Origin of the sequence: Sphingomonas nostoxanthinifaciens (genome assembly GCF_019930585.1) — a bacterium.
GTDB classification, from domain to species: domain Bacteria; phylum Pseudomonadota; class Alphaproteobacteria; order Sphingomonadales; family Sphingomonadaceae; genus Sphingomonas_I; species Sphingomonas_I nostoxanthinifaciens.
Window position 1 is genome coordinate 3,914,190 of record NZ_CP082839.1, and the last position, 18,464, is coordinate 3,932,653.

Consider the following 18,464-nt stretch of genomic DNA (forward strand, 5'->3'; position numbering starts at 1 on the left):
TTTTCCCGTTCTCGGTCGCTTCTGGAGTTCGACATGCCGGTAACCGTCCTCATCGTCGATGACAGCAAGCTCGCACGGATCGTCGCCGGCAAGACGCTCGCCACGCTCCAGCCCGAGTGGACCAAGATCGAGGCGGGCAGCGCCGCCGACGCGCTCGCCATCATGGCGGAGCATCCCGTCGACGTCGCGCTGATTGACTTCAACATGACCGTCAAGGACGGGCTGCAACTCGCCACCGAGCTGCGCGCCGAGCATGCCGACATGCCGATTGCGATCATCACCGCCAACATCCAGGACGAGGTGGTCGCGCGCGCGCGCGCGATCAACGCGACCTTCGTGCCCAAGCCGGTGACTGCCGAAGGGCTGGAGGGCTTCCTGTCCGGTGCCGCGCTCAAGCTGCGATCGAAAAAGGGATGATCTCCGACCAGATCCTGCTCGACGAGCTGGAGCGCGACGCGCTTACGGAGATCGTCAATATCGGGGTCAGCCGCGCGGCCTCGAGCCTGCGCAAGATGGTCGGCGAGCAGGTGCTGCTGTCGGTGCCGGCGATCGACGTCGTGTCGCAGAAGCGCGCCGCGCGGCTGATCAGCGAGCGCGAGACGGACGATCTGGTCGCCGTTCGCCAGGATTTCGCCGGCGCCTTTTCGGGCCGCGCGCTGCTGATCTTTCCGGAGGAGAACAGCCTCGAGCTGGTCCGCGCCGTGACCCATGACGAACTCACCGCCCAGGAGGTGGTCGAGATGGAGCATGAGGCGCTCACCGAAACCGGCAACGTCATCCTCAACAGCTGCCTCGCCACGATGGCGAACATGCTCAAGCGCTCGCTGACGATGAGCATTCCGGAGGTCGTACGCGGCAATGGCGCGACCTTGTTCGACGTCTTCGAGGAAGCGCCGGCGGATGGGCTGGTGCTCTTCCTCTACATCGATTTCAACGTCCGCCATCGCGACATTCGCGGCTATATCGCGATGCTGATGAACCTGCCGGAGCTTGCGCTTCTCAAGGAATTGCTGGCCGAGTTCATCGAACGGATCGTCGGGCAGGATGGTTGATGCGGGTCCGGTCCGCACCGCAAGCATGACGGCGGGCACGAGCGGCTGCTGGGACTGGGACATCGTCGCCGACGCGCTGCGGATCGACGAGCGTTTTGCCGATCTCTACGGCATCGATCGCGCGCTCGCGGGCGTGCCGCTGCCGACCCAGACCTTCTTCTCGCGCATCCACCCCGACGATCGCGCGCGGATGCGGATCGCGGTGGCGGGCATCCTCGGTGGCTCCGCTCTGTTCTCGAAGGAGTTTCGCGTCCTCACCGCCGATGGCGGCTATCGCTGGATGCACGGGCGCGGCGAGAGCCATCTCGATCGATCGGACGAGCCCGTCCGGTTCACCGGCCTGCTGATCGACGTCACCGAACGCAAGCAGGCCGAGGAAAGGCTGCGCGTGGCGCAGTCGGCGGGCGGCGTCGGCACCTTCGAATATCGCGACGGGTTCGCCACCGCGAGCGTGTCCGACGAATTCTGCCGGCTGCTCGGCCTGCACCCGGCGCGGTCGCTGCCGGTCCGCACGATCAACGGCCTGTCGGTGGATGGCGGCCCGATCGTCCCGGATGCGCTGCCGTCCGACGCGCGATCGATCGGCGGGGAGTTCTTCGTCCGGCGCGGCGATACCGGCGACACGCGCTGGATCGCGCGCCGGGGCGAAGTCCATCACGAGGATGGCGACGGATACCGCATCATCGGCGTCATCTACGACGTGACCGAGCAGAAGGCCGCACAGCAGCGCCTGCTCGACCTGAACGACACGCTCGAACAGCGCGTGCAGCAGGCGATCGACGAGCGGATGGCGGTCGAGGAGGCGCTGCGCCAGGCGCAGAAGATGGAGGCGGTCGGCCAGCTCGCCAGCGGGATCGCGCACGACTTCAACAATCTGCTGACGATCATCGTCGGCAATGTCGAGACGGCCACGCGGCGGCTGACCCTGGATACCGATCCGCGCGCCAAGCGCGCGCTCGACAATGCGATGAAGGGCGCCGAGCGCGCCGCCGCGCTCACGCAGCGGCTGCTGGCCTTCTCACGCCGCCAGCCGCTCTCGCCCAAGCCCACCGATATCGCCCGGCTGCTCGCGGGCATGTCCGACTTGCTGACCCGTTCGATCACCGAGGCGGTCGGGATCCAGATCCAGCCCGACCCGGATCTCTGGGGCGTCGAGATTGACGGGCATCAGCTCGAGAATGCGATCCTCAACCTCGCGGTCAATGCGCGCGATGCGATGCCCGGCGGCGGCAACCTCACCATCTCCGCCCATAACCGGACCGTGCAGGATCAGGACGACCGGATGCTCGTGGCGGGCGAATTCGTCGCGATCGAGGTGACGGACACAGGCTCCGGCATGTCGGACGAGATGATCGCCAAGGTGTTCGATCCGTTCTTCACGACCAAGGAGGTCGGCAAGGGCACCGGGCTCGGCCTGTCGATGGTCTATGGCTTCGTCACCCAGTCCGGTGGGCAGATCACGATCGATTCGACCGTCGGGCAAGGCACGACCATCACCCTCTACCTGCCGCGCATGACGCGTCTGGCAGGCGACCACCGGCCGGCGCCGATCGTCGAGGGGTTGAGCGCCGGCAAGGGCGAGACGATCCTCGTGGTCGAGGATGACGACGACGTCCGGGCGCATACCGTCGAGCTGCTGCGCGAACTCGGCTATCGCGTGATCGAGGCCTATGACGGGCCGTCCGCGCTTCGGCTGCTGGAGCGCCCCGATCAATCGGTCCAACTCCTGCTCACCGACGTCGTCATGCCGGTCATGTCGGGCAGCGAACTGGCGGATGCGGCGCACGTCCTGTTCCCCGAGATGCGGGTGCTGTTCATTTCGGGCTATCCGCGCGACGCGATCACGCGGGACGGCCGGCTGCGCGCGCATGTCGACCTGCTGCAGAAACCGTTCAATTACGAGACGCTGGCCGCGCGCATCCGCGAGGCGCTCGAAACCGTTCGCTGAGCGTCGCCGCTATGGCCGGCCGAGGCTCGCCGCCATCCGATCGGCCAGTTGCGCCAGGAGCTGGCTGAACGCCTCCGCGCTGGCGGTGGGCGTGCCCGCCTGCTGGGGCGTTTCGAGCGACAATTGCGCGACGGGGCCGGACGGCAGCTCGCGATAGGCGACGTCCATCCGCGCTTGGCCGCCAGCGATACCGAAGGCGAGGATCGTCACGCTCACGGTGCGCGCCGGCGGCGCCGCAACCGCACCCGGCGGAAGCACCGCGCCCTCCGGCAGCCGCGCGGTGAGATCGCGGACGAGCGTGTCGCGCGCCAGCGTCCCGAGCGGCGCGATCCAGCGGGCGAAGTCGTCGACCTTCATCTCCGCCCCCGCGACCTGCCGCGTATATTCGGCCCGATCGAGCGCGGCCGGGATATGTACCGCCGGAATTGCTATCGGCGCACCGCGATAGGCCGGCGCGGCGGCGGCGGGCGCCACCGCATCCAGCGTGAGCATCGTCGTCGCCGGGCTATGCGCGCATGCCGCGAGCGCCAACGCCGCGATCGGGGCCGGAAGCCACTGCCGCATTCTCATTTCTCCTTCGCCTTGCCGCGCAGCAACGCCTCGGGGTGGCGGCCGAGATAGTCGGTCAGCGAGCGGATCGAACGCGCCGCCTGATCCATCTGGCCGATCGCCTCGGGCAGGCTGCGATCCTGCGCCGCGCCCTCGCCCGACAATACGGTGCGCGCTGCGGCCGCGGTGCCCTGCAGCTCAGTCACCGTCTGGTTGAGCTTGGTCATCAGCGGCCCGATCTGCGGCTTCACCTGCGCAGTGATCGCGTCGAGCTGGCGCAGCGTGGCATCGAGATGCGCGATGCCGTCGCGGACCTCGCCCGATCCGGTGATGTTGGCGACATTGGCGGTCAGCCGGCGGACGTTGGCGCCGATCTCCTGCAGCGGGATCTGGTCGACCTTGGTCAGGATCGAATCAGCCTTCGCCATCAGATCGTCGGCGGTGGCGTTGCTTTCTGCAGCGGGGATGATCGGATCGCCGCCGCCGGTCGCGAGGCGTGCCGGGCGGGCGCCGGCATCCGCCGCGAGCAGGATCGCATGCGCACCCACCAAGGGCGGCGATTGGATCATATGCGCGCGATAGCCTTGCGCAAGCAGACGCCCGACCGCACGATCGCTCGCGGCGCGCCAGTCCTGCGTGCCCGCCCCCGGCGGCAGTGCGACATCGAGGCGGCGCGGATAGAGCAGGATGGTTGCCTCGGTATAAGGCCGCCCACCGGGCGCGAACGTCAGGTGCGCGCTGCGCACCCGCCCGACCGTATATCCGAGCATCGTCACGCTCGATCCCGGTTCGATATCGCCGGCGGCGCCCTTCAGCATGACGCGATATGGCACCTCCGGCCCGATCGCGCCCGCGCGCGCCGTCGCCTGGTCCTGATAGAGCGTGAACACCGTATTGGCCGGGGCATGTTGCGCGGCGACGGGCGCGGGGGGCAGTTCATATTGCACCGAACCCTGCAGCACGCTGGCCGGCGACGAGAGGCCGGCCGTCAGCGACGCGCCGCTGAGCGACAGCTTGAGCGGGCTGCCGGTCCAGAACGCGCCGCCTTCGTCGATCAGCCGGTCGAACGGTGCATTCACGAACACCTTCAGCCGGAAATTGCCCGGACCGCGCAGCGCTGTCCGAACCACCTTGCCGATCGTGAAGCCGCGATAGAGCACCGCCGCACCCGGCTGGATCGAGCCCAGCGCGGCGGCATCGAGGTAATAGATCGTCCCCTGCGTGCCCGGCAGGATCAGCGGCGGCTGATCGAGCCCGACAAAGTGCCGCGTCGGCGTGCCGCCGGTACCCGGCGCCATGTCGATCAACACCCCCGCCACCGCGGCGCGGATCGACTGGATGTCGGTGATCGTGGGAAACTCGCCGACCAGCCAGAATTTGGTGTTGCTGTTGAGCGCATCCCTGACGCGCGGATCGAGCGACAGCGTCACCTCGACATGATGCGCGTCGGGTGCCGCCCGCACGTGCGAGACGTGGCCGACCTCGACGCCCTTCATCAGCACCTTGGTATCGCCCGGCGTGACGCCCTCGACATAGCCGAAGGTGACCACCGTCTCGAGCCCGCGACGGGTGAGCGCGCGCACGCCGAGATAGGCGACGATGATCAGAGCGGCGAGCGGGATGGCCCAGACGAGGCCCGGCCAGCGGCTGCGGATCGCGCGCGCCTGCGGCAGCGTATCGTCCCGGTCATCGTCGTTCAATCGCGTCGCTCCGCCGCATCCCACATCAGTCGCGGGTCGAACGTCTTGGCGCTGATCATCGTCAGCACCACCACGGCGGTGAACGGCACCGCCGCGGGCTCCGCACGCCCCGTGATGAAGGCATTATAGGTCATGACCGGCACGAAGGTTCCGATCACGAACGGATCGACCATCGACCAGCGCCCGATCTCCTCCACCATCCGATAGACCTTCGTCTTCGCGACGAGGTGCGAGCGCGAGCGCCGCAGCACCGAAACGACGCACCAGCCGAGCCCGGCGAGCTTCAGGAACGGAATGAGGAAGCTCGCGCAGAACACCAATAGAGCGAGATCCCAGAGGTTCGCCTGCGCCAGCTCGATCACGCCCTCCAGCACCGTATAGGTGGTCGGCTTGTAATGGATCGGCAGCGTCGCTAGCGGATAGAGGTTGGCGGGGATGTAGAGCAGCACCGCCGCCAGCGTCAGCGCGATCGTGCGGCTCATGCTCTGCGGCTTGCGCCGGTGGAGGCGATCGCCGCAGCGGCGGCACGACGCGCCCTCGGCCTCGGCCGGCGCGAGCAATTCACAGGTCGTGCATTCGATCGCCGTGCGCGGATCGGCCGGGGGCGCGTCGGGCGCGATCCGTTCCCACACCGCCGCCTTGTCGAGCGCCGCGCGGACGAACAGCGACAGGATCGCCGTGGCGATCAGCGCGACCCCGCCCGGCCCGAGCCTCACCGCGATCGAATCCGCCAGCCGGGCATAGGCCACCGCCAGCCCGAGCAGAAACACGTCGAGCATCGCCCAGCTCTGCAATTTGTCCGCCCAGCGGAACGCCGGCCCGAGCCAGTCGGCCTTCACATCGAATTCCAGCGCGCCGAGCACGAGCGTCAGCAGGCCGAAGCGGACGATCGGGGCGACGACGATGAACAGGAACACGATCGCCGCCAGCCACGGCCAGCCGTCGTACAGCATGATCCACGCCGACGAGGCGAGCCGGCTGGTGCGCGACACGCCGAGCACGTCGGTGCGCAGCAGCGGCATCAGGTTGGCCGGGATGAGCAGAAGGAGCAGCGTCGCCGACAGGGCGAACGCCAGCGACAGGCTGCGCCCGTTGGTGCGTTCGAGCGTCCCGGCGCAGCGCGCGCAGCGCGTCAGCTGCGCGGCATGGGTCGGCGGCAATTGCTGCGGCAATCCGCAATCCGCACATCCCACGATCGCCGCTGTCATGAGGACGGAAAGCGCGGACGCCGCAGGAGTTGCGTCACGCGCGGATCCGATCGCGGTTTCGCGTCGTTTGCATGGCGAAACATTGGAGATGGATGATGCGATCGATCCTGCTCTGGCTTATCGGCGTGCCGATCCCGATCATCCTGCTGCTGGCGATGTGCACGCATCATTTCTGACGCCGCGCGCAAGCGGACGATCGCCGCTTCCGACCGAAACCTTCAGTGCTTGTGCTTGGGCGCGGCGGTCGCGATCACTTCCGCCGGATGGATCGGGCGCATCGCGGCGGCGAGCGAGACAGCGAGCATCTGGCAATCGCAGCCGGCAGCCGGTGCCATGACCATGGCGATGTCGGGCCATTGCAGCGTTTCGGATGGGGTGGGCGCCGCGGGACGCTCGATCTTGTCGGCCATCGACTCTCTCCAGCCCGCCTTTTTCGGCGGTTCCCGAAAGTCTACGCCGATCATAAGGGGACACAAGCGGAGACGCGGTCGGCTGACGTTCGGAGCATGATGATGAAGGTGGAGGGCGGCTGCCATTGCGGCCTGGTGCGGTTCGAGGCGGAGGTGGCCGACGGACCGGTCGAGGTGCTCGCGTGCGGCTGCTCGATCTGCGCGATGACCGGCTTCCAGCATGTGATCGTTCCGCAATCGGCCTTCCGCATCGTCGAGGGGCGGCGCGAGACCACCACCTATCGGTTCGGGTCGGGTTCGGCGCGCCACATCTTCTGTACGCAATGCGGGGTGAAGAGCTTCCTCACCCCGCGCGGCCGGCCCGACGCGATGAGCCTGAACCTGCGCTGCCTCGACGAAGGCCACGGCCTCGACGTGACGAATGTCGCGGTCGATCAGGTCTGACGGCGCATCACTGCGCCGCCACGGCACCCGCGTCCACCAAAGGCAGCCACACCGCGCTGGGGTTCGCGGACGAGCGCGAGACGGTGATCGTCGCCTTCTTGTAGTCGCCCGGCTTGGCGAAGAAGATGTTCGGGACATAGGTCTGCGGGTTGCGGTCGTAGAGCGGGAACCAGCTCGACTGCACCTGCACCATGATGCGGTGGCCGGGCAGGAAGACGTGGTTGGCGGTCGGCAGCGCAAACTTGATCCGCACCGTCTTGTTCGCCGGGATCGCGCTCGGATGTTCGAAACTGTCGCGATAGCGGCCGCGGAAGATGTCCATCGCCACGCCGAGCTGGTAGCCGCCGAGTTCGGTCTGCGACGGCACCTCGTCGGGATAGACGTCGATCAGCTTGACCACGAAATCGCCGTCGGTGCCCGTCGTCGCCAGCAGGAGGTCGGCCACCGGTGCGCCGCTGATCCGCACCGCATGATCGAGCACCGGCGTCTCGTAGCTCAGCACGTCGGTGCGCGTGTTCGCCTCGCGCTGGTCGGAGACGAGCCACTGCTTCCACTGGTCGGTGCCCGACAGGTTCACCGGGCGCGGCACGAACGGGATCGGATGCGCCGGATCGGAGACATAGCTGTCGGCACCCGCGCCCTTGGGCTTGTCGAACGACAGGCCCGCATCGGCGGCGAGATAGAGCGGCGTCATCGGCTTGGCGCAGCCGCTGGCGCAGGCGAGCGGCCAGTCGGGCAATTTGTCCCAATGGTTCTCGCCGGTATTGTAGATCTGCACGCGCGGCATCGCGTAGGCCGGCGCGCCGTCCTTCAGATACTGATCGAAGAAGGGCAGCAGCACGTTCTGGCGGAAGTCGGCGGTGGTGTTGCCGGCCCATTTGAGCGGGCCGAGGCTATAGCCTTCGTAATTGACCTGGCTGTGCCGCCACGGGCCCATCACGAGATAATTGTTGTCGAGGTGGCCGGCGCCCTTCAGCGCCTCCCAGCTGTGGATCGCGCCCCACATATCCTCCTGGTCCCACAGGCCCTGCAGCCACATGGTCGGCACCTTGGACGGGTGCGCGGCGACCGCCTTGTCGAGCGCCTGACCCTGCCAATAAGCGTCATAGGCGGGATGCTCGGCCATGCGCCGCCACATGCCGAACTGGTCGACCCCATGCGCCTTGGCGATGTCGCCCGCCGATCCGCCGCGCAGATAGGCGTCGTAATCGTCGGCATTGGAGGTGATGAAGGCGGCGTCGGCGCCCTTCGGGCTCTCCTGCCCGATGACGTAGCCGAGCGCGCCATCCTGGCGGAACGCGCCATAGTGGAACCAGTCGTCGCCCATCCAGCCGTCGACCATCGGGCTTTCGGGCGCGGCGACCTTCAGCGCGGGATGCGGATCGAGCAACGCCATCACGACGGTATGGCCCTCGTAGGACGAGCCGATCATGCCGACCTTGCCGTTCGTCTCCGGCACGTTCTTGACCAGCCAGTCGATCGCGTCCCACGCATCGGTAGTGTTGTCGACGTTGGTCGGGTTGAGCGGCCCGCGCGGCGGGCGCGTCATCACATAATCGCCTTCCGATCCGTGCAGCCCGCGCACGTCCTGAAAGACGATGATGTAGCCGGCATTGGCGAACACTTCGGCGCTCTGCGGCACGATCGACGCGAGGTTGCCCGATCGGTTGCGGCCGGCATGCTTGTCGGCATCGTAGGGGGTGCGCGTGAACAGGATCGGCGCATGCGCCGCGCCCTTCGGCACCAGGATGACGGTGTGCAGCTTGACCCCGTCGCGCATCGGCATCTCGACGTCGCGGCGCGTGTAATTGTAGCCCGTGGTCGGCTCGACATAGTGCGCCGGCTTGTCGCCATGCGCCGGGAAGATCGGCTCGCCTGCCTGCGCCGCGACGGGGAGCGCGAGCGCCCCGATCATCAACATCGCCGTCGCCCGTCCGATCGTCATGCGCTGGATCTCCCGCTTGGAAAGACGGGCGTTCGCATGGTCGAGCGGCCGAGCGCCAGCCTTTTCAGAGCCGATCCGTGCTCAAAAGATCCGGCGGCTGGCTGGGGCGGGAGGATTCGAACCTCCGAATGACGGTACCAAAAACCGTTGCCTTACCACTTGGCGACGCCCCATCGCGCGGGCGGGCCTTATAACCGGCCGCGCCCGCGAGGGAAGGCTTTAGAACAGCCGCTCGACCCAGCCGTGCGGATCGGCCGCATGGCCGCGCTGGATCGACACCAGAGCCGCCTTGAGCTGGCTGGAAACCGTGCCCGGGCCGCCATTGCCGATCGTGAAATCGAACCCTTCGCCGCGCACGCGGCCGATCGGCGTCACCACCGCCGCCGTGCCGCAGGCGAACGCCTCGCGGATGCGGCCGCTGGCGGCATCGGCGGCGAACTGGTCGAGCGCGTAGCGCTCCTCGCGCACCGTCAGCCCCATGTCGCGCGCCAGCACGGTCAGCGAATCGCGCGTGATGCCGGGCAGGATCGTGCCGGTCAGCGGCGGCGTCGCGATCGAGCCGTCGTCGAACACGAAGAAGATGTTCATGCCGCCCAGCTCCTCGATCCAGCGATGCTCGGCGGCGTCGACGAACAGCACCTGATCGCAGCCCTGGCGGATCGCCTCCGCCTGCGCGACGAGGCTGGCGGCGTAATTGCCGCCGCACTTGGCAGCACCGGTGCCGCCGGGGGCAGCGCGGGTATAATCCTGCGACACCCACAAGGTCACCGCCGGCGCGCCGCCCTTGAAATAGGCGCCGACCGACGATCCGATCACCATGTAGAGATATTCGGACGAGGGCTTCACGCCGAGGAACACCTCGCTCGCGATCATGAACGGCCGCAGATAGAGCGCGCCGCCTTCCGCCTCGGGGATCCAGGCGCGGTCGGCGCGCACCAGCGCGCGGCACGATTCGACGAACAGATCCTCCGGCAGCGGCGCCATCGCCAGCCGCTCGGCCGAGGCGCGGAAGCGGCGGGCATTGGCGTCGGCGCGGAACAAGGCCGCGCCACCATCCTCCAGCCGATAGGCCTTCAGCCCCTCGAAAATCTCCTGCGCATAATGGAGCACGGCGGCGGCGGGATCCATCTGCAGCGGCGCGCGCGCCTGCACCTGCGCATCGTGCCAGCCCTTCGCCTCGCTATAGCGAATCGTCACCATGTGATCGGTGAACACCCGGCCGAAACCGGGATCGACGAGCAAAGCCTGCCGCTCGCTCACCGGAACGATGCCGGGATGGGGCAGATGATCGAAGGTCAGGCTGGTCGCAGCGTTCATGATGGCTCTTCTCGTGCGGATGAAGAGTGCCGCCTTAAAGCTGCGGCTTGCGCCGCGCTAGGGTGGGTGGCAGAAAGGGTCAATATGGCTGTCCCGTCCGCTTCGCCCCTGTTCCTGCGCGAGACCGAAATCCGTCGCGGTATCGAGTTGCTCTACTTCGGCTACAGCCTGCTCTACCGCGATATCGATCACCGCCTCGGCAAGGAGGGGCTCGGCCGCGCACATCATCGCGCGCTCTATTTCATCGCGCGCCAGCCCGATCAGACGATCAGCGACCTGCTGCGCACGCTCGCCATCACCAAGCAGTCACTCGGCCGCGTCCTCGGCGAGTTGACCGAGCGCGGGCTGGTCGAGACCCGCACCGGGCGCGCGGACCGGCGCCAGCGGCTGCTGCGACTCACCGAATCCGGCGAAGCGATGGAGCGCGACTTATTCGAGGCGATGCGCGAGCGGCTGGGCGGCGCATATGCGGGCGCGGGGCAGGAGGCGGTCACCGGCTTCTGGCGCGTGCTGGAGGCGATGATTCCCCCCGCCGATCGCGGCCGCATGGCCGTGCTGGCCGACGCCGCACCCGACGGACGCGCGGCCTGACACTGCAGGGCGTTGACAGGCCGAACACGCTTCGCCATTGACGCGCCTCCCACGGGCAAAGCTCATGGACAGGTGGCCGAGTGGTTAAAGGCAGCAGACTGTAAATCTGCCGGAGTTTCTCCTACGTAGGTTCGAACCCTACCCTGTCCACCACCTTCTGCGCGGCAATGGCCCGCGCCGCGATACGGGTCGCGCTCCGCGGCATTGCCGCTTCCATCGATCGTTGGCATCCGGTTCGTCGAGCGCACGGCTCGCTTCGGCGGCCTTGCGCCCCTTCCCCGCCGTTGCCGGGGAATAAAAGCCACGCTGCGCCACTCCTTATCGACGGTCTTCGCGAACCTTGGGGGCAAGGCAAATGAAGCATCCTGCCGATCCGCAGGCGGGCGTCGTCCCGCGTGCGCATGGCGCCGCCGCCCCCCTCGTCCGCGATCGACCGGCGATCAGCGTCTGAGCGTCCTTCAATCTGACAGGGGGAATTTATGAAGCGCTTCTTCGACATGGCAATCTGTCTCACGCTCGTCGGCGCCACGGCGCCCGCGCTCGCAGCAGGCGTGACGGGCAGCACGTCCGCGATCTTCGTCAATCCGAAGCCGGGCACCGCGGTGGTGACCGGCGTCGGCACGTCGCATTTCACCTACGGCGATCCCATCGGCTTCAGCACGCCGAACGAACTTTCCTTCGCCAGCGCCGCTTTCTCGAGCGATTACGAGACGCCGTTCAAGGTGGGCACGCTGACCTATACCAATGGCAGCATCGCGGGCGGCACGGAGGCCGCTTCGGTCGACGTGGCGCTGACGCTCGCTTTCGCCACGCCCGCCATTCCCGCGGTGGCAAGCATCTTCACGCTCGATCTGGTCAATACGCCCAACACCAGCGACCCGATCGCCTCGGCCGATTACGTCTATTTCCCGAGCAGCTATTCGGCGACCGACTTCGTGATCGGCGGGACGACCTATCACGTCGCCCTCACCGGCTTCGGTAACGTGGTCGGCGACGGCTTCCTCGCCTCCGACAGCAGCGAACTGCATGTGCTGGAAGGCGCCAGCGCAACCGCGGACCTGTTCGCCGTCGTGACGAGCCACGCACCGGGGGCTGTGCCCGAGCCCGCTTCGTGGGCGATGTTCATCGGCGGCTTCGCGCTGGTGGGCGGCGCGATGCGCGACCGTCGCCGCATGCAGGCCATCGCCTGACACGAGCGACGTCCGCGACGGAGGGGGGCGGCGTCCTGCCGCCCCCCCATTTCTGCCGCCGACGGGGTGTGCGCGCCGCATCGGCTGGCAAAGTCGGCCGGACGGCGTTAAGCGAACGGCGCGCGACCTCGCGCGATCCATCACTCGCACCGAAGACATTATGCGCAGAGGCCATCGTCCATCCGTCGCCCCCGCGGGCCGTCCCCGTCTGTGGGGCCGTCACGCCGTCGCCGCCGCGTTCGCCAATCCCGAGCGGACGGTGCGCAAGATCTGGGGCACGCGCGAAGCGCTGGCCGGCTTTGGCGGGCTGCCGACCGACGTGACCGTGCAATTCGCCGAGGTGACCGATCTCGGCCGGATGGTGCCCGCCGACGCGCCGCACCAGGGCGTGGTGATCGAGGTCGACCCGCTGCCCGACATCTGGCTGGGCGACCTGCTGGAGCAGGGCCGAGACGACCGGCGGCCGCTGGTGGTGCTCGATCAGGTGACCGACCCGCACAATGTCGGCGCGGTGCTGCGCTCGGCGGCCGCGTTCGACGCGCTCGGCCTCATCACGCAGGATCGCCACGCGCCGCCCGAATCGGGCACGCTCGCGCGCTCGGCATCGGGTGCGCTTGAGATCGTGCCGTGGGTGCGGGTGGTCAACCTCGCCCGCGCGCTCGACGAGATCGGCGAGGCGGGCTTCTGGCGGATCGGCCTGAGCGGCGCAGGCAAGCGCCCGCTGGGCGAGGCGCTCGGCACCGCGCGCGTCGCGCTCGTGCTCGGGGCCGAGGGCGAGGGCATGCGGCAGAACACCGAGTCGCATTGCGACGAGCTGGCACGCCTGCCGATCAGCCCGCGCGTCGAAAGCCTCAACGTCTCGAATGCTGCGGCGATCGCGCTCTACGCGGCCGCCGCACGCACCTGAGCGGTCAGTCCTCGGGGGTGATCGTCACCCGCAACCCGTCGAGCGTATCGTCGAACGGAATCTGGCACGACAGCCGCGAATAAGCGGTGCGGTGATCGGAGGTATCGAGCAGGTCATTCTCGTCCTCGCTCAACGGCGGCAGCCGATCGGCGAATTCGGGATCGACGAACACCTGGCAGGTCGCGCAGCTGCAGCAGCCGCCGCACAGCGCCAGCAGCTCGTCGATGCCCGCATCGCGGATCACCTCCATCACCGACAGGCCGGCCTCGCCGTCGATCTCACGCTCATCGCCTTCGCGGGTGACGACGGTCAGCTTCGGCATTATTCGGTCTCCGGAAGAAACGGGGTCGCGGCCCCTATGTCGCGCGCATGGCAGCGGCGCAACCGAGGATGAGGATGGGACTGACGGTCGATCAATTGCGCGCGAGCCTTGATGCGCTGGTCGCGATCGAGCCTGCGTTCGCGCGTGGGCTGGAGCGGCACGGCTATCCCGACGCACGCATCCGCGCGCGCGGGCACGAGACTTTGCTGCGCACGATCATCGGCCAGCAGGTGAGCGTCGCCGCCGCCGGCGCGATCTGGGCGCGGATGGAAACCGCGCTGGGCGGCACGCTCGACCCGGTGGTGCTGGCGGCGGCGCCGGACGAGCTGCTGCGCGCCGCCGGCCTCTCGCGCCAGAAGATCGGCTATGTAAAAAGCCTCGCCGAACTGGTCGCGTCGGGCACGCTCGATTTCGACACTTTGCCCGCGGACGACGAGGAAGCGATCGCCGCGCTGACCACCATCAAGGGGATCGGCCGCTGGTCGGCGGAAATCTACCTGCTGTTCGCCGAGGGGCGCGGCGACATCTGGCCGGCGGGCGACCTTGCGGTGCAGGAGGAGGTCGGACAATTGCTCGGCCTGCCCGAGCGCCCCTCGGAGAAAGCCGTCCGCGCGCTGGCGGAACCGTGGCGCCCGCATCGCGGTGCCGCGGCGGTGTTCACCTGGCACCATTATACCGAGCGGCTGGCGGCCGGACGCGCGACCAAGGCCGACAAGCTGCCGCTCTGACGCCGTTCAAGCGGTGAGACCGCGCTGCGTGAGGATCGCTTCCGCCAGCACGTGATCACTCGGCTTGTCGACGTCGATCCCCGCCTCGGCGAAGGGAAGCGGCACCGGCACCGCGCGCACGCCGACGGCGGCACCCGCCTTGGCCAGCGCGCCCGCCAGCGAGATCGTCCGCGTCGCCGCGCGCAATGCCAGCAGCGGGCCGAAATGCCAGATCAGGCGGAACGCCTTCTTGCGATCCTGCTCGATCGCGCTCCACGCCAGCAAGGCGCGCCGCGCCGCGGGCGTGCGCAGCGCGAACAGATTGGCGCCGGTCCACGCCTCGCCGGCAAACTTCAGCCAGGTGCGGCGATTGTCGGGATATGCCGCGAGCAGGGTGCGCCGCCCGACCATGCCGATACCGACATCCGCATCGCCGACACCGGCGATCGCCGCCTCGACCATCGCCGGGGTCAGCAACGGGTGGTCGGCGGTGGTGAGCAGGATCGGCCACGGCGCGGCGGCGCTGCCGGCGACTTCGGCCACACTGGTGGCGATCCCGACATGACTGACGGAGGTCGCGATTCGCGGCTCATCCGCCAGCCACGCGCAGTCGCCGACGAACAGCGCCTTCGGCTCCTGCGCCATCACCACGATGCGGCCGATCGACGGGCAAGCGAGCAAGGTGCGCGCGACGCGGCTGAGCATCGCCTCGCCCGCGACCGGCACCAAGGCTTTCCATTCCTGCCCGAAATGCGCCGCGAGCGGGTCGACCCCCGGCCGCTGCCCGGCGAGCAGGATCGCCGTCCAACTCATGCAGCCGGAGAGGCCCAGCCGTGGAGGAAGGTCTCGACCGCCGCCTCGATATCGGCAACCTGATCCCGCGCCGCCGCTTGCTGCGGCCGCCACAGCCGGTCGAAATAGCAGCCGGCCTGGCACAGGCCGATGAACTGGCGCGCCGCAATCGCCGGATCGCCCTCGCGCATGCGGCCGGAGGCCATCTCGCCGCGCATCCACTCGGCCAGGCGCTCACGCACGCGATCGGGGCCCCGCGTCGCAAAGGTTTCGCCGATCGAAGGGAAGCGCTCCGCCTCGGCGACGATCAGCCGGTTGAGCGCGATCGACGAGGGCGACATCACCTTGTCGAGCAGGAGCTGGCCGAACCGCCGCAGCGCCGCCGCCGTACCCCCCGACGACAACAGCGCTTCGTCCAGCGCCCGCCGAAAATGGTCGATCTTCGAATCGAGGACGGCGGCGAACAATTCTTCCTTGGAGGGGAAATAACTCCACAGGGTCGTCTTCGAGCCACCCAGCTCGGCCGCGATCGTCGACATCGACGTATCGGCATAGCCGCGCTCGAGGAACGAACGCTCGGCCACGTCGAGGATCGCGCGCCGGCGATCGGCCTTCCGCGCCTCGCGCCGGCCGGGAGAACAGATCACTTCCATCTTACGACGATACTATAGAGTACAGTTTCCGATTGACAAGCGGTCGTGCTAGGCTAAAGCCAAATTTCGCGTACGCAACGGTACAGGTTTTCTCGATGAAGCTTCGCTCGGCGTCCTTGCTTGCGGTCGCCACGGCATTGTCGCTCTCGGCGTGCGTGCCCGATCTGGGCACGCGGCCGGAGCCGCGCTCCGCCACCACCCTCGCCGCCAAGGCCAGTCTGCCCAACGAGGGCGGGCAGTGGCCGGGCGACGGCTGGTGGGAGCGTTATGGCGACGCGCAGCTCGACCGGCTGATGCAGGAAGGCCTCGCCGGATCCCCCGACCTCACCGCGGCGGCGGCTCGGCTGGTCCATGCCGAGGGTGTGGCGCGCAGCGCCGGTGCGGCGCTCGTGCCCAACGTCAATGCGACGGGCAGCGCCACCCTCATCAAGCAGCTCGGCCAGGACAATCTGCCCGACACGTTTCAGCTGAAGGGCTGGCCGCGCGTCGAGGCGGCCTCGCTGAAGGGCAATTTCGATCTCGATTTCTGGGGCCGCAATCATGCGCGGCTCCGCGCGGCGCTGCACGACGTCGATGCGGCGCGGGTCGAGCAGGCGCAGGCGCGCGTCACGCTCTCGACCGCGATCGCGCAGGCCTATGCCGATCTCGCGCGGCTCTATGCCGAACGCACGGTGGCCGAGGAGACGCTGCGCATCGTCCAGGACACGTCCGGGCTGGTGTCCGATCGCGTCCGCAACGGGCTCGATACCGAAGGGCAATATCGTCAGGCGGCGGCGCAGGTGCCGTCCGCCCGCGCCGACATCGCCCAGATCGACGAGAATATCGCGATCACGCGCAACCAGCTCGCCGCGCTGATCGGCGCGGGGCCCGATCGCGGCCTGACGATCGATCCGCCGGCGCTCGCCAGGCTGACCACCACCGCGCTGCCGGCTTCGGCCGGGATCGACCTGGTCGGGCGGCGCCCGGACATCGTCGCGGCGCGCGCGCGGGTCGAGGCGGCGGCGGAGCGGATCAAGGTCGCCAAGGCCGCTTTCTATCCGGACATCAGCCTGTCGGCGATGATCGGTTTCCAGAACCTCAACATCGCCAGCCTCGCCACCGGCAGCCTGCTTTACGCGACCGCCGGGCCGGCGCTGTCGCTGCCGGTGTTCGACGGCGGCCAGCGTTCGGGCGATTATCGCGTCGCCCGCGCGGATTACGATGCGGCGGTCGCCGATTATGACAGCACGTTGATCCAGGCGCTGCGTCAGGTGGCCGACGCCATCGCCAGCCGCAACTCGCTCGCGGCACAGATCCGCGAGGTGCGCGCCTCGCTCGACGATGCGCAGAAGGCGTATGATATCGCCCGCCTGCGCTACAAGGGACAGCTTTCCACCTATCTCGACGCGCTGTCCGCCGAGCAGGGGGTGATCGCCGCGCGCCGCCGCGACGCCGATCTGTCCGCCCGCGCCTTCACGCTCGACGTCGCGCTGGTGCGCGCGCTGGGCGGCGGCTATTCCGAACCCCGGCAAACCGCGACGGCAAACGCCGCGGCGACGGGCAACTGACCTTTCAGGGACGCATCCATGGCCGACCAGCCCGATCCTCAGCTCGAAGCGACCGAGCCCGTCTCCCCGCCCGAACCGGCACATGAGTCGAAGGCGCTGCTCGCCCAGCGTCGCCGCCGCTGGCTGACGATCCTCGTCGTGGTGGTGGTCGTGGTCGGGCTGCTCGCCACGCTCTACCATTTCGTGATCGGCGTGCGCCACGTCTCGACCGATAACGCCTATGTCGGCGCCGACAGCGCGAGCGTGACGCCGCTCGTCGCCGCGCCGGTCGAAAGCGTGCGCGTCGCCAACACCCAGATCGTGCACAAGGGCGACATCCTCGTCACGCTCGATCCGGCCGACATGCGCATCGCCGCCGAGCGCGCCGCCGCCGATTATGCCCAGGCGCAGCGCCAGTTCCAGGAAACGCGCGCGACGGGCGGGGCGCTCCAGGCGCAGATCACCGCGCGCGACAGCGACATCCAGCGCGCGCAGGCCGACCTCACCACCGCGCAGGCGCAGTATGACAAGGCGCGGGTCGACTATGACCGCCGCATGGCGCTCGCCAAGGCCGGCGCGGTCTCCGGCGACGAGATCACCGCCACGCGCACCGTGCTGGCGCAGGCCAAGTCGCAGCTCGACGTCGTCCGCGCGGCGATCGCGCAGGCCAACGCCACGCGCATGGCCGCACGCCAGAGCTACGCCGCCAACCAGGCGCTGGTGCAGGGCTCGATGTACGACAATCCCGACGTCGCCGCCGCCCGCGCGCGCTACGATCAGGCCAAGCTCGATCTGTCGCGCACCGTGATCCACGCGCCGTTCGACGGCGTGGTGTCGCAGCGCAACGTCCAGATCGGCCAGCGCGTCGCCGCCGGCACCCAGCTGATGGTCGTGGTGCCGCTCAACACCATGTATGTCGACGCCAACTACAAGGAAGGCCAGCTGCGCCGCGTGAAGATCGGCCAGCCCGCCCGGCTCACTTCGGATCTGTATGGCGGCGGCATCGTCTATCACGGCCGCGTCGTCGGCCTGTCCGGTGGCACCGGCTCCGCCTTCGCGCTGATCCCGGCGCAGAACGCGACCGGCAACTGGATCAAGGTGGTGCAGCGCCTGCCGGTGCGCATCCAGCTCGATCCCAACGAGCTGACCCAGCACCCGCTGCGCGTCGGCCTGTCGATGACCGCCACGATCGACGTGGACTGA

Annotated in this window: 19 protein-coding genes and 2 tRNA genes; 11 read left to right on the forward strand and 10 right to left on the reverse strand. The window is 68.5% G+C overall.

Annotated features, from left to right (window positions below):
- Nucleotides 1-33: 33 nt before the first annotated feature.
- Genes K8P63_RS18590 through K8P63_RS18600 form a run of 3 tightly spaced genes read left to right on the forward strand, consistent with a single transcriptional unit; the run spans nucleotide 34 to nucleotide 3,000 of the window.
- The gene (locus K8P63_RS18590; protein WP_223797471.1) at nucleotides 34-417 is read left to right on the forward strand and encodes a response regulator transcription factor; all 384 of its coding nucleotides are present in this window, start codon (nucleotides 34-36) and stop codon (nucleotides 415-417) included.
- The gene (locus K8P63_RS18595; RefSeq protein WP_223797472.1) at nucleotides 414-1,052 is read left to right on the forward strand and encodes a chemotaxis protein CheX; all 639 of its coding nucleotides are present in this window, start codon (nucleotides 414-416) and stop codon (nucleotides 1,050-1,052) included. Before K8P63_RS18590 ends, K8P63_RS18595 begins: the two co-directional genes overlap by 4 nt.
- Entirely contained in the window at nucleotides 1,045-3,000 is a 1,956-nt protein-coding gene (locus K8P63_RS18600; protein WP_223797473.1) for a hybrid sensor histidine kinase/response regulator, read from the forward strand. The genes K8P63_RS18595 and K8P63_RS18600 overlap by 8 nt, the downstream gene beginning before the upstream one ends.
- Before the next feature lie 9 nt (nucleotides 3,001-3,009).
- Here K8P63_RS18600 and K8P63_RS18605 read toward each other — a convergent pair whose 3' ends face one another.
- The 4 genes from K8P63_RS18605 to K8P63_RS18620 form a co-directional block, all read right to left on the reverse strand.
- On the reverse strand, nucleotides 3,010-3,564 hold the full coding sequence (locus K8P63_RS18605; protein WP_223797474.1) for a PqiC family protein: 555 nt from the start codon (nucleotides 3,562-3,564) through the stop codon (nucleotides 3,010-3,012).
- A gap of 2 nt (nucleotides 3,565-3,566) precedes the next feature.
- Nucleotides 3,567-5,249, reverse strand: a complete 1,683-nt coding sequence (locus K8P63_RS18610) for a PqiB family protein (RefSeq protein WP_223797475.1) — start codon at nucleotides 5,247-5,249, stop codon at nucleotides 3,567-3,569.
- A complete protein-coding gene (locus K8P63_RS18615) occupies nucleotides 5,246-6,421 on the reverse strand; it encodes a paraquat-inducible protein A (RefSeq protein ID WP_223797476.1) in 1,176 nt (391 codons plus the stop codon). Before K8P63_RS18615 ends, K8P63_RS18610 begins: the two co-directional genes overlap by 4 nt.
- A 254-nt stretch (nucleotides 6,422-6,675) precedes the next feature.
- Nucleotides 6,676-6,867, reverse strand: a complete 192-nt coding sequence (locus tag K8P63_RS18620) for a hypothetical protein (RefSeq protein WP_223797477.1) — start codon at nucleotides 6,865-6,867, stop codon at nucleotides 6,676-6,678.
- 102 nt (nucleotides 6,868-6,969) lie between these two features.
- Here K8P63_RS18620 and K8P63_RS18625 point away from each other — a divergent pair, with 102 nt between their 5' ends.
- The gene (locus tag K8P63_RS18625) at nucleotides 6,970-7,311 is read left to right on the forward strand and encodes a GFA family protein (RefSeq protein WP_223797478.1); all 342 of its coding nucleotides are present in this window, start codon (nucleotides 6,970-6,972) and stop codon (nucleotides 7,309-7,311) included.
- Between the two features lie 7 nt (nucleotides 7,312-7,318).
- Here the strand turns inward: K8P63_RS18625 and K8P63_RS18630 are convergent, their stop codons facing one another.
- The 3 genes from K8P63_RS18630 to K8P63_RS18640 all read right to left on the reverse strand — a co-directional run bounded on the left by K8P63_RS18630 (nucleotide 7,319) and on the right by K8P63_RS18640 (nucleotide 10,573).
- Complete coding sequence (locus K8P63_RS18630) at nucleotides 7,319-9,256, reverse strand: CocE/NonD family hydrolase (RefSeq protein WP_223797479.1); 1,938 nt, start codon at nucleotides 9,254-9,256, stop codon at nucleotides 7,319-7,321.
- A gap of 98 nt (nucleotides 9,257-9,354) precedes the next feature.
- A tRNA-Gln gene (locus tag K8P63_RS18635) sits at nucleotides 9,355-9,429 on the reverse strand.
- A gap of 46 nt (nucleotides 9,430-9,475) precedes the next feature.
- On the reverse strand, nucleotides 9,476-10,573 hold the full coding sequence (locus K8P63_RS18640; RefSeq protein WP_223797480.1) for a branched-chain amino acid aminotransferase: 1,098 nt from the start codon (nucleotides 10,571-10,573) through the stop codon (nucleotides 9,476-9,478).
- Nucleotides 10,574-10,657: 84 nt separating this feature from the next.
- Between K8P63_RS18640 and K8P63_RS18645 the strand changes: the two genes are divergently transcribed.
- The 4 genes from K8P63_RS18645 to K8P63_RS18660 all read left to right on the forward strand — a co-directional run bounded on the left by K8P63_RS18645 (nucleotide 10,658) and on the right by K8P63_RS18660 (nucleotide 13,261).
- Nucleotides 10,658-11,164 carry a MarR family winged helix-turn-helix transcriptional regulator gene (locus K8P63_RS18645; RefSeq protein WP_223797481.1) on the forward strand — a complete coding sequence of 169 codons (507 nt, stop codon included), beginning with the start codon at nucleotides 10,658-10,660 and terminating at the stop codon, nucleotides 11,162-11,164.
- A gap of 66 nt (nucleotides 11,165-11,230) precedes the next feature.
- A tRNA-Tyr gene (locus tag K8P63_RS18650) sits at nucleotides 11,231-11,317 on the forward strand.
- A gap of 326 nt (nucleotides 11,318-11,643) precedes the next feature.
- Nucleotides 11,644-12,354, forward strand: coding sequence for a choice-of-anchor K domain-containing protein (locus tag K8P63_RS18655; RefSeq protein WP_223797482.1), 711 nt, complete (start codon nucleotides 11,644-11,646; stop codon nucleotides 12,352-12,354).
- 160 nt (nucleotides 12,355-12,514) lie between these two features.
- Nucleotides 12,515-13,261 (forward strand): TrmH family RNA methyltransferase, encoded by a 747-nt coding sequence (locus K8P63_RS18660; protein ID WP_223797483.1) that lies wholly within the window; start codon nucleotides 12,515-12,517, stop codon nucleotides 13,259-13,261.
- 4 nt (nucleotides 13,262-13,265) lie between these two features.
- Here the strand turns inward: K8P63_RS18660 and K8P63_RS18665 are convergent, their stop codons facing one another.
- A complete protein-coding gene (locus tag K8P63_RS18665; protein ID WP_223797484.1) occupies nucleotides 13,266-13,583 on the reverse strand; it encodes a 2Fe-2S iron-sulfur cluster-binding family protein in 318 nt (105 codons plus the stop codon).
- A gap of 74 nt (nucleotides 13,584-13,657) precedes the next feature.
- Between K8P63_RS18665 and K8P63_RS18670 the strand changes: the two genes are divergently transcribed.
- Entirely contained in the window at nucleotides 13,658-14,311 is a 654-nt protein-coding gene (locus K8P63_RS18670) for a DNA-3-methyladenine glycosylase family protein (protein ID WP_223799882.1), read from the forward strand.
- Between the two features lie 6 nt (nucleotides 14,312-14,317).
- On the opposite strand, the gene K8P63_RS18675 is transcribed toward K8P63_RS18670, so the two are convergent.
- Both K8P63_RS18675 and K8P63_RS18680 read right to left on the reverse strand, forming a co-directional pair.
- A complete protein-coding gene (locus K8P63_RS18675; RefSeq protein WP_223797485.1) occupies nucleotides 14,318-15,103 on the reverse strand; it encodes an NTP transferase domain-containing protein in 786 nt (261 codons plus the stop codon).
- Nucleotides 15,100-15,735 carry a TetR/AcrR family transcriptional regulator gene (locus K8P63_RS18680; protein ID WP_223797486.1) on the reverse strand — a complete coding sequence of 212 codons (636 nt, stop codon included), beginning with the start codon at nucleotides 15,733-15,735 and terminating at the stop codon, nucleotides 15,100-15,102. Before K8P63_RS18680 ends, K8P63_RS18675 begins: the two co-directional genes overlap by 4 nt.
- Before the next feature lie 95 nt (nucleotides 15,736-15,830).
- Between K8P63_RS18680 and K8P63_RS18685 the strand changes: the two genes are divergently transcribed.
- Nucleotides 15,831-17,282, forward strand: a complete 1,452-nt coding sequence (locus tag K8P63_RS18685; RefSeq protein WP_223797487.1) for an efflux transporter outer membrane subunit — start codon at nucleotides 15,831-15,833, stop codon at nucleotides 17,280-17,282.
- Nucleotides 17,283-17,300: 18 nt separating this feature from the next.
- Nucleotides 17,301-18,464: an HlyD family efflux transporter periplasmic adaptor subunit gene (locus tag K8P63_RS18690; RefSeq protein ID WP_223797488.1), complete on the forward strand. Its 1,164-nt coding sequence runs from the start codon at nucleotides 17,301-17,303 to the stop codon at nucleotides 18,462-18,464.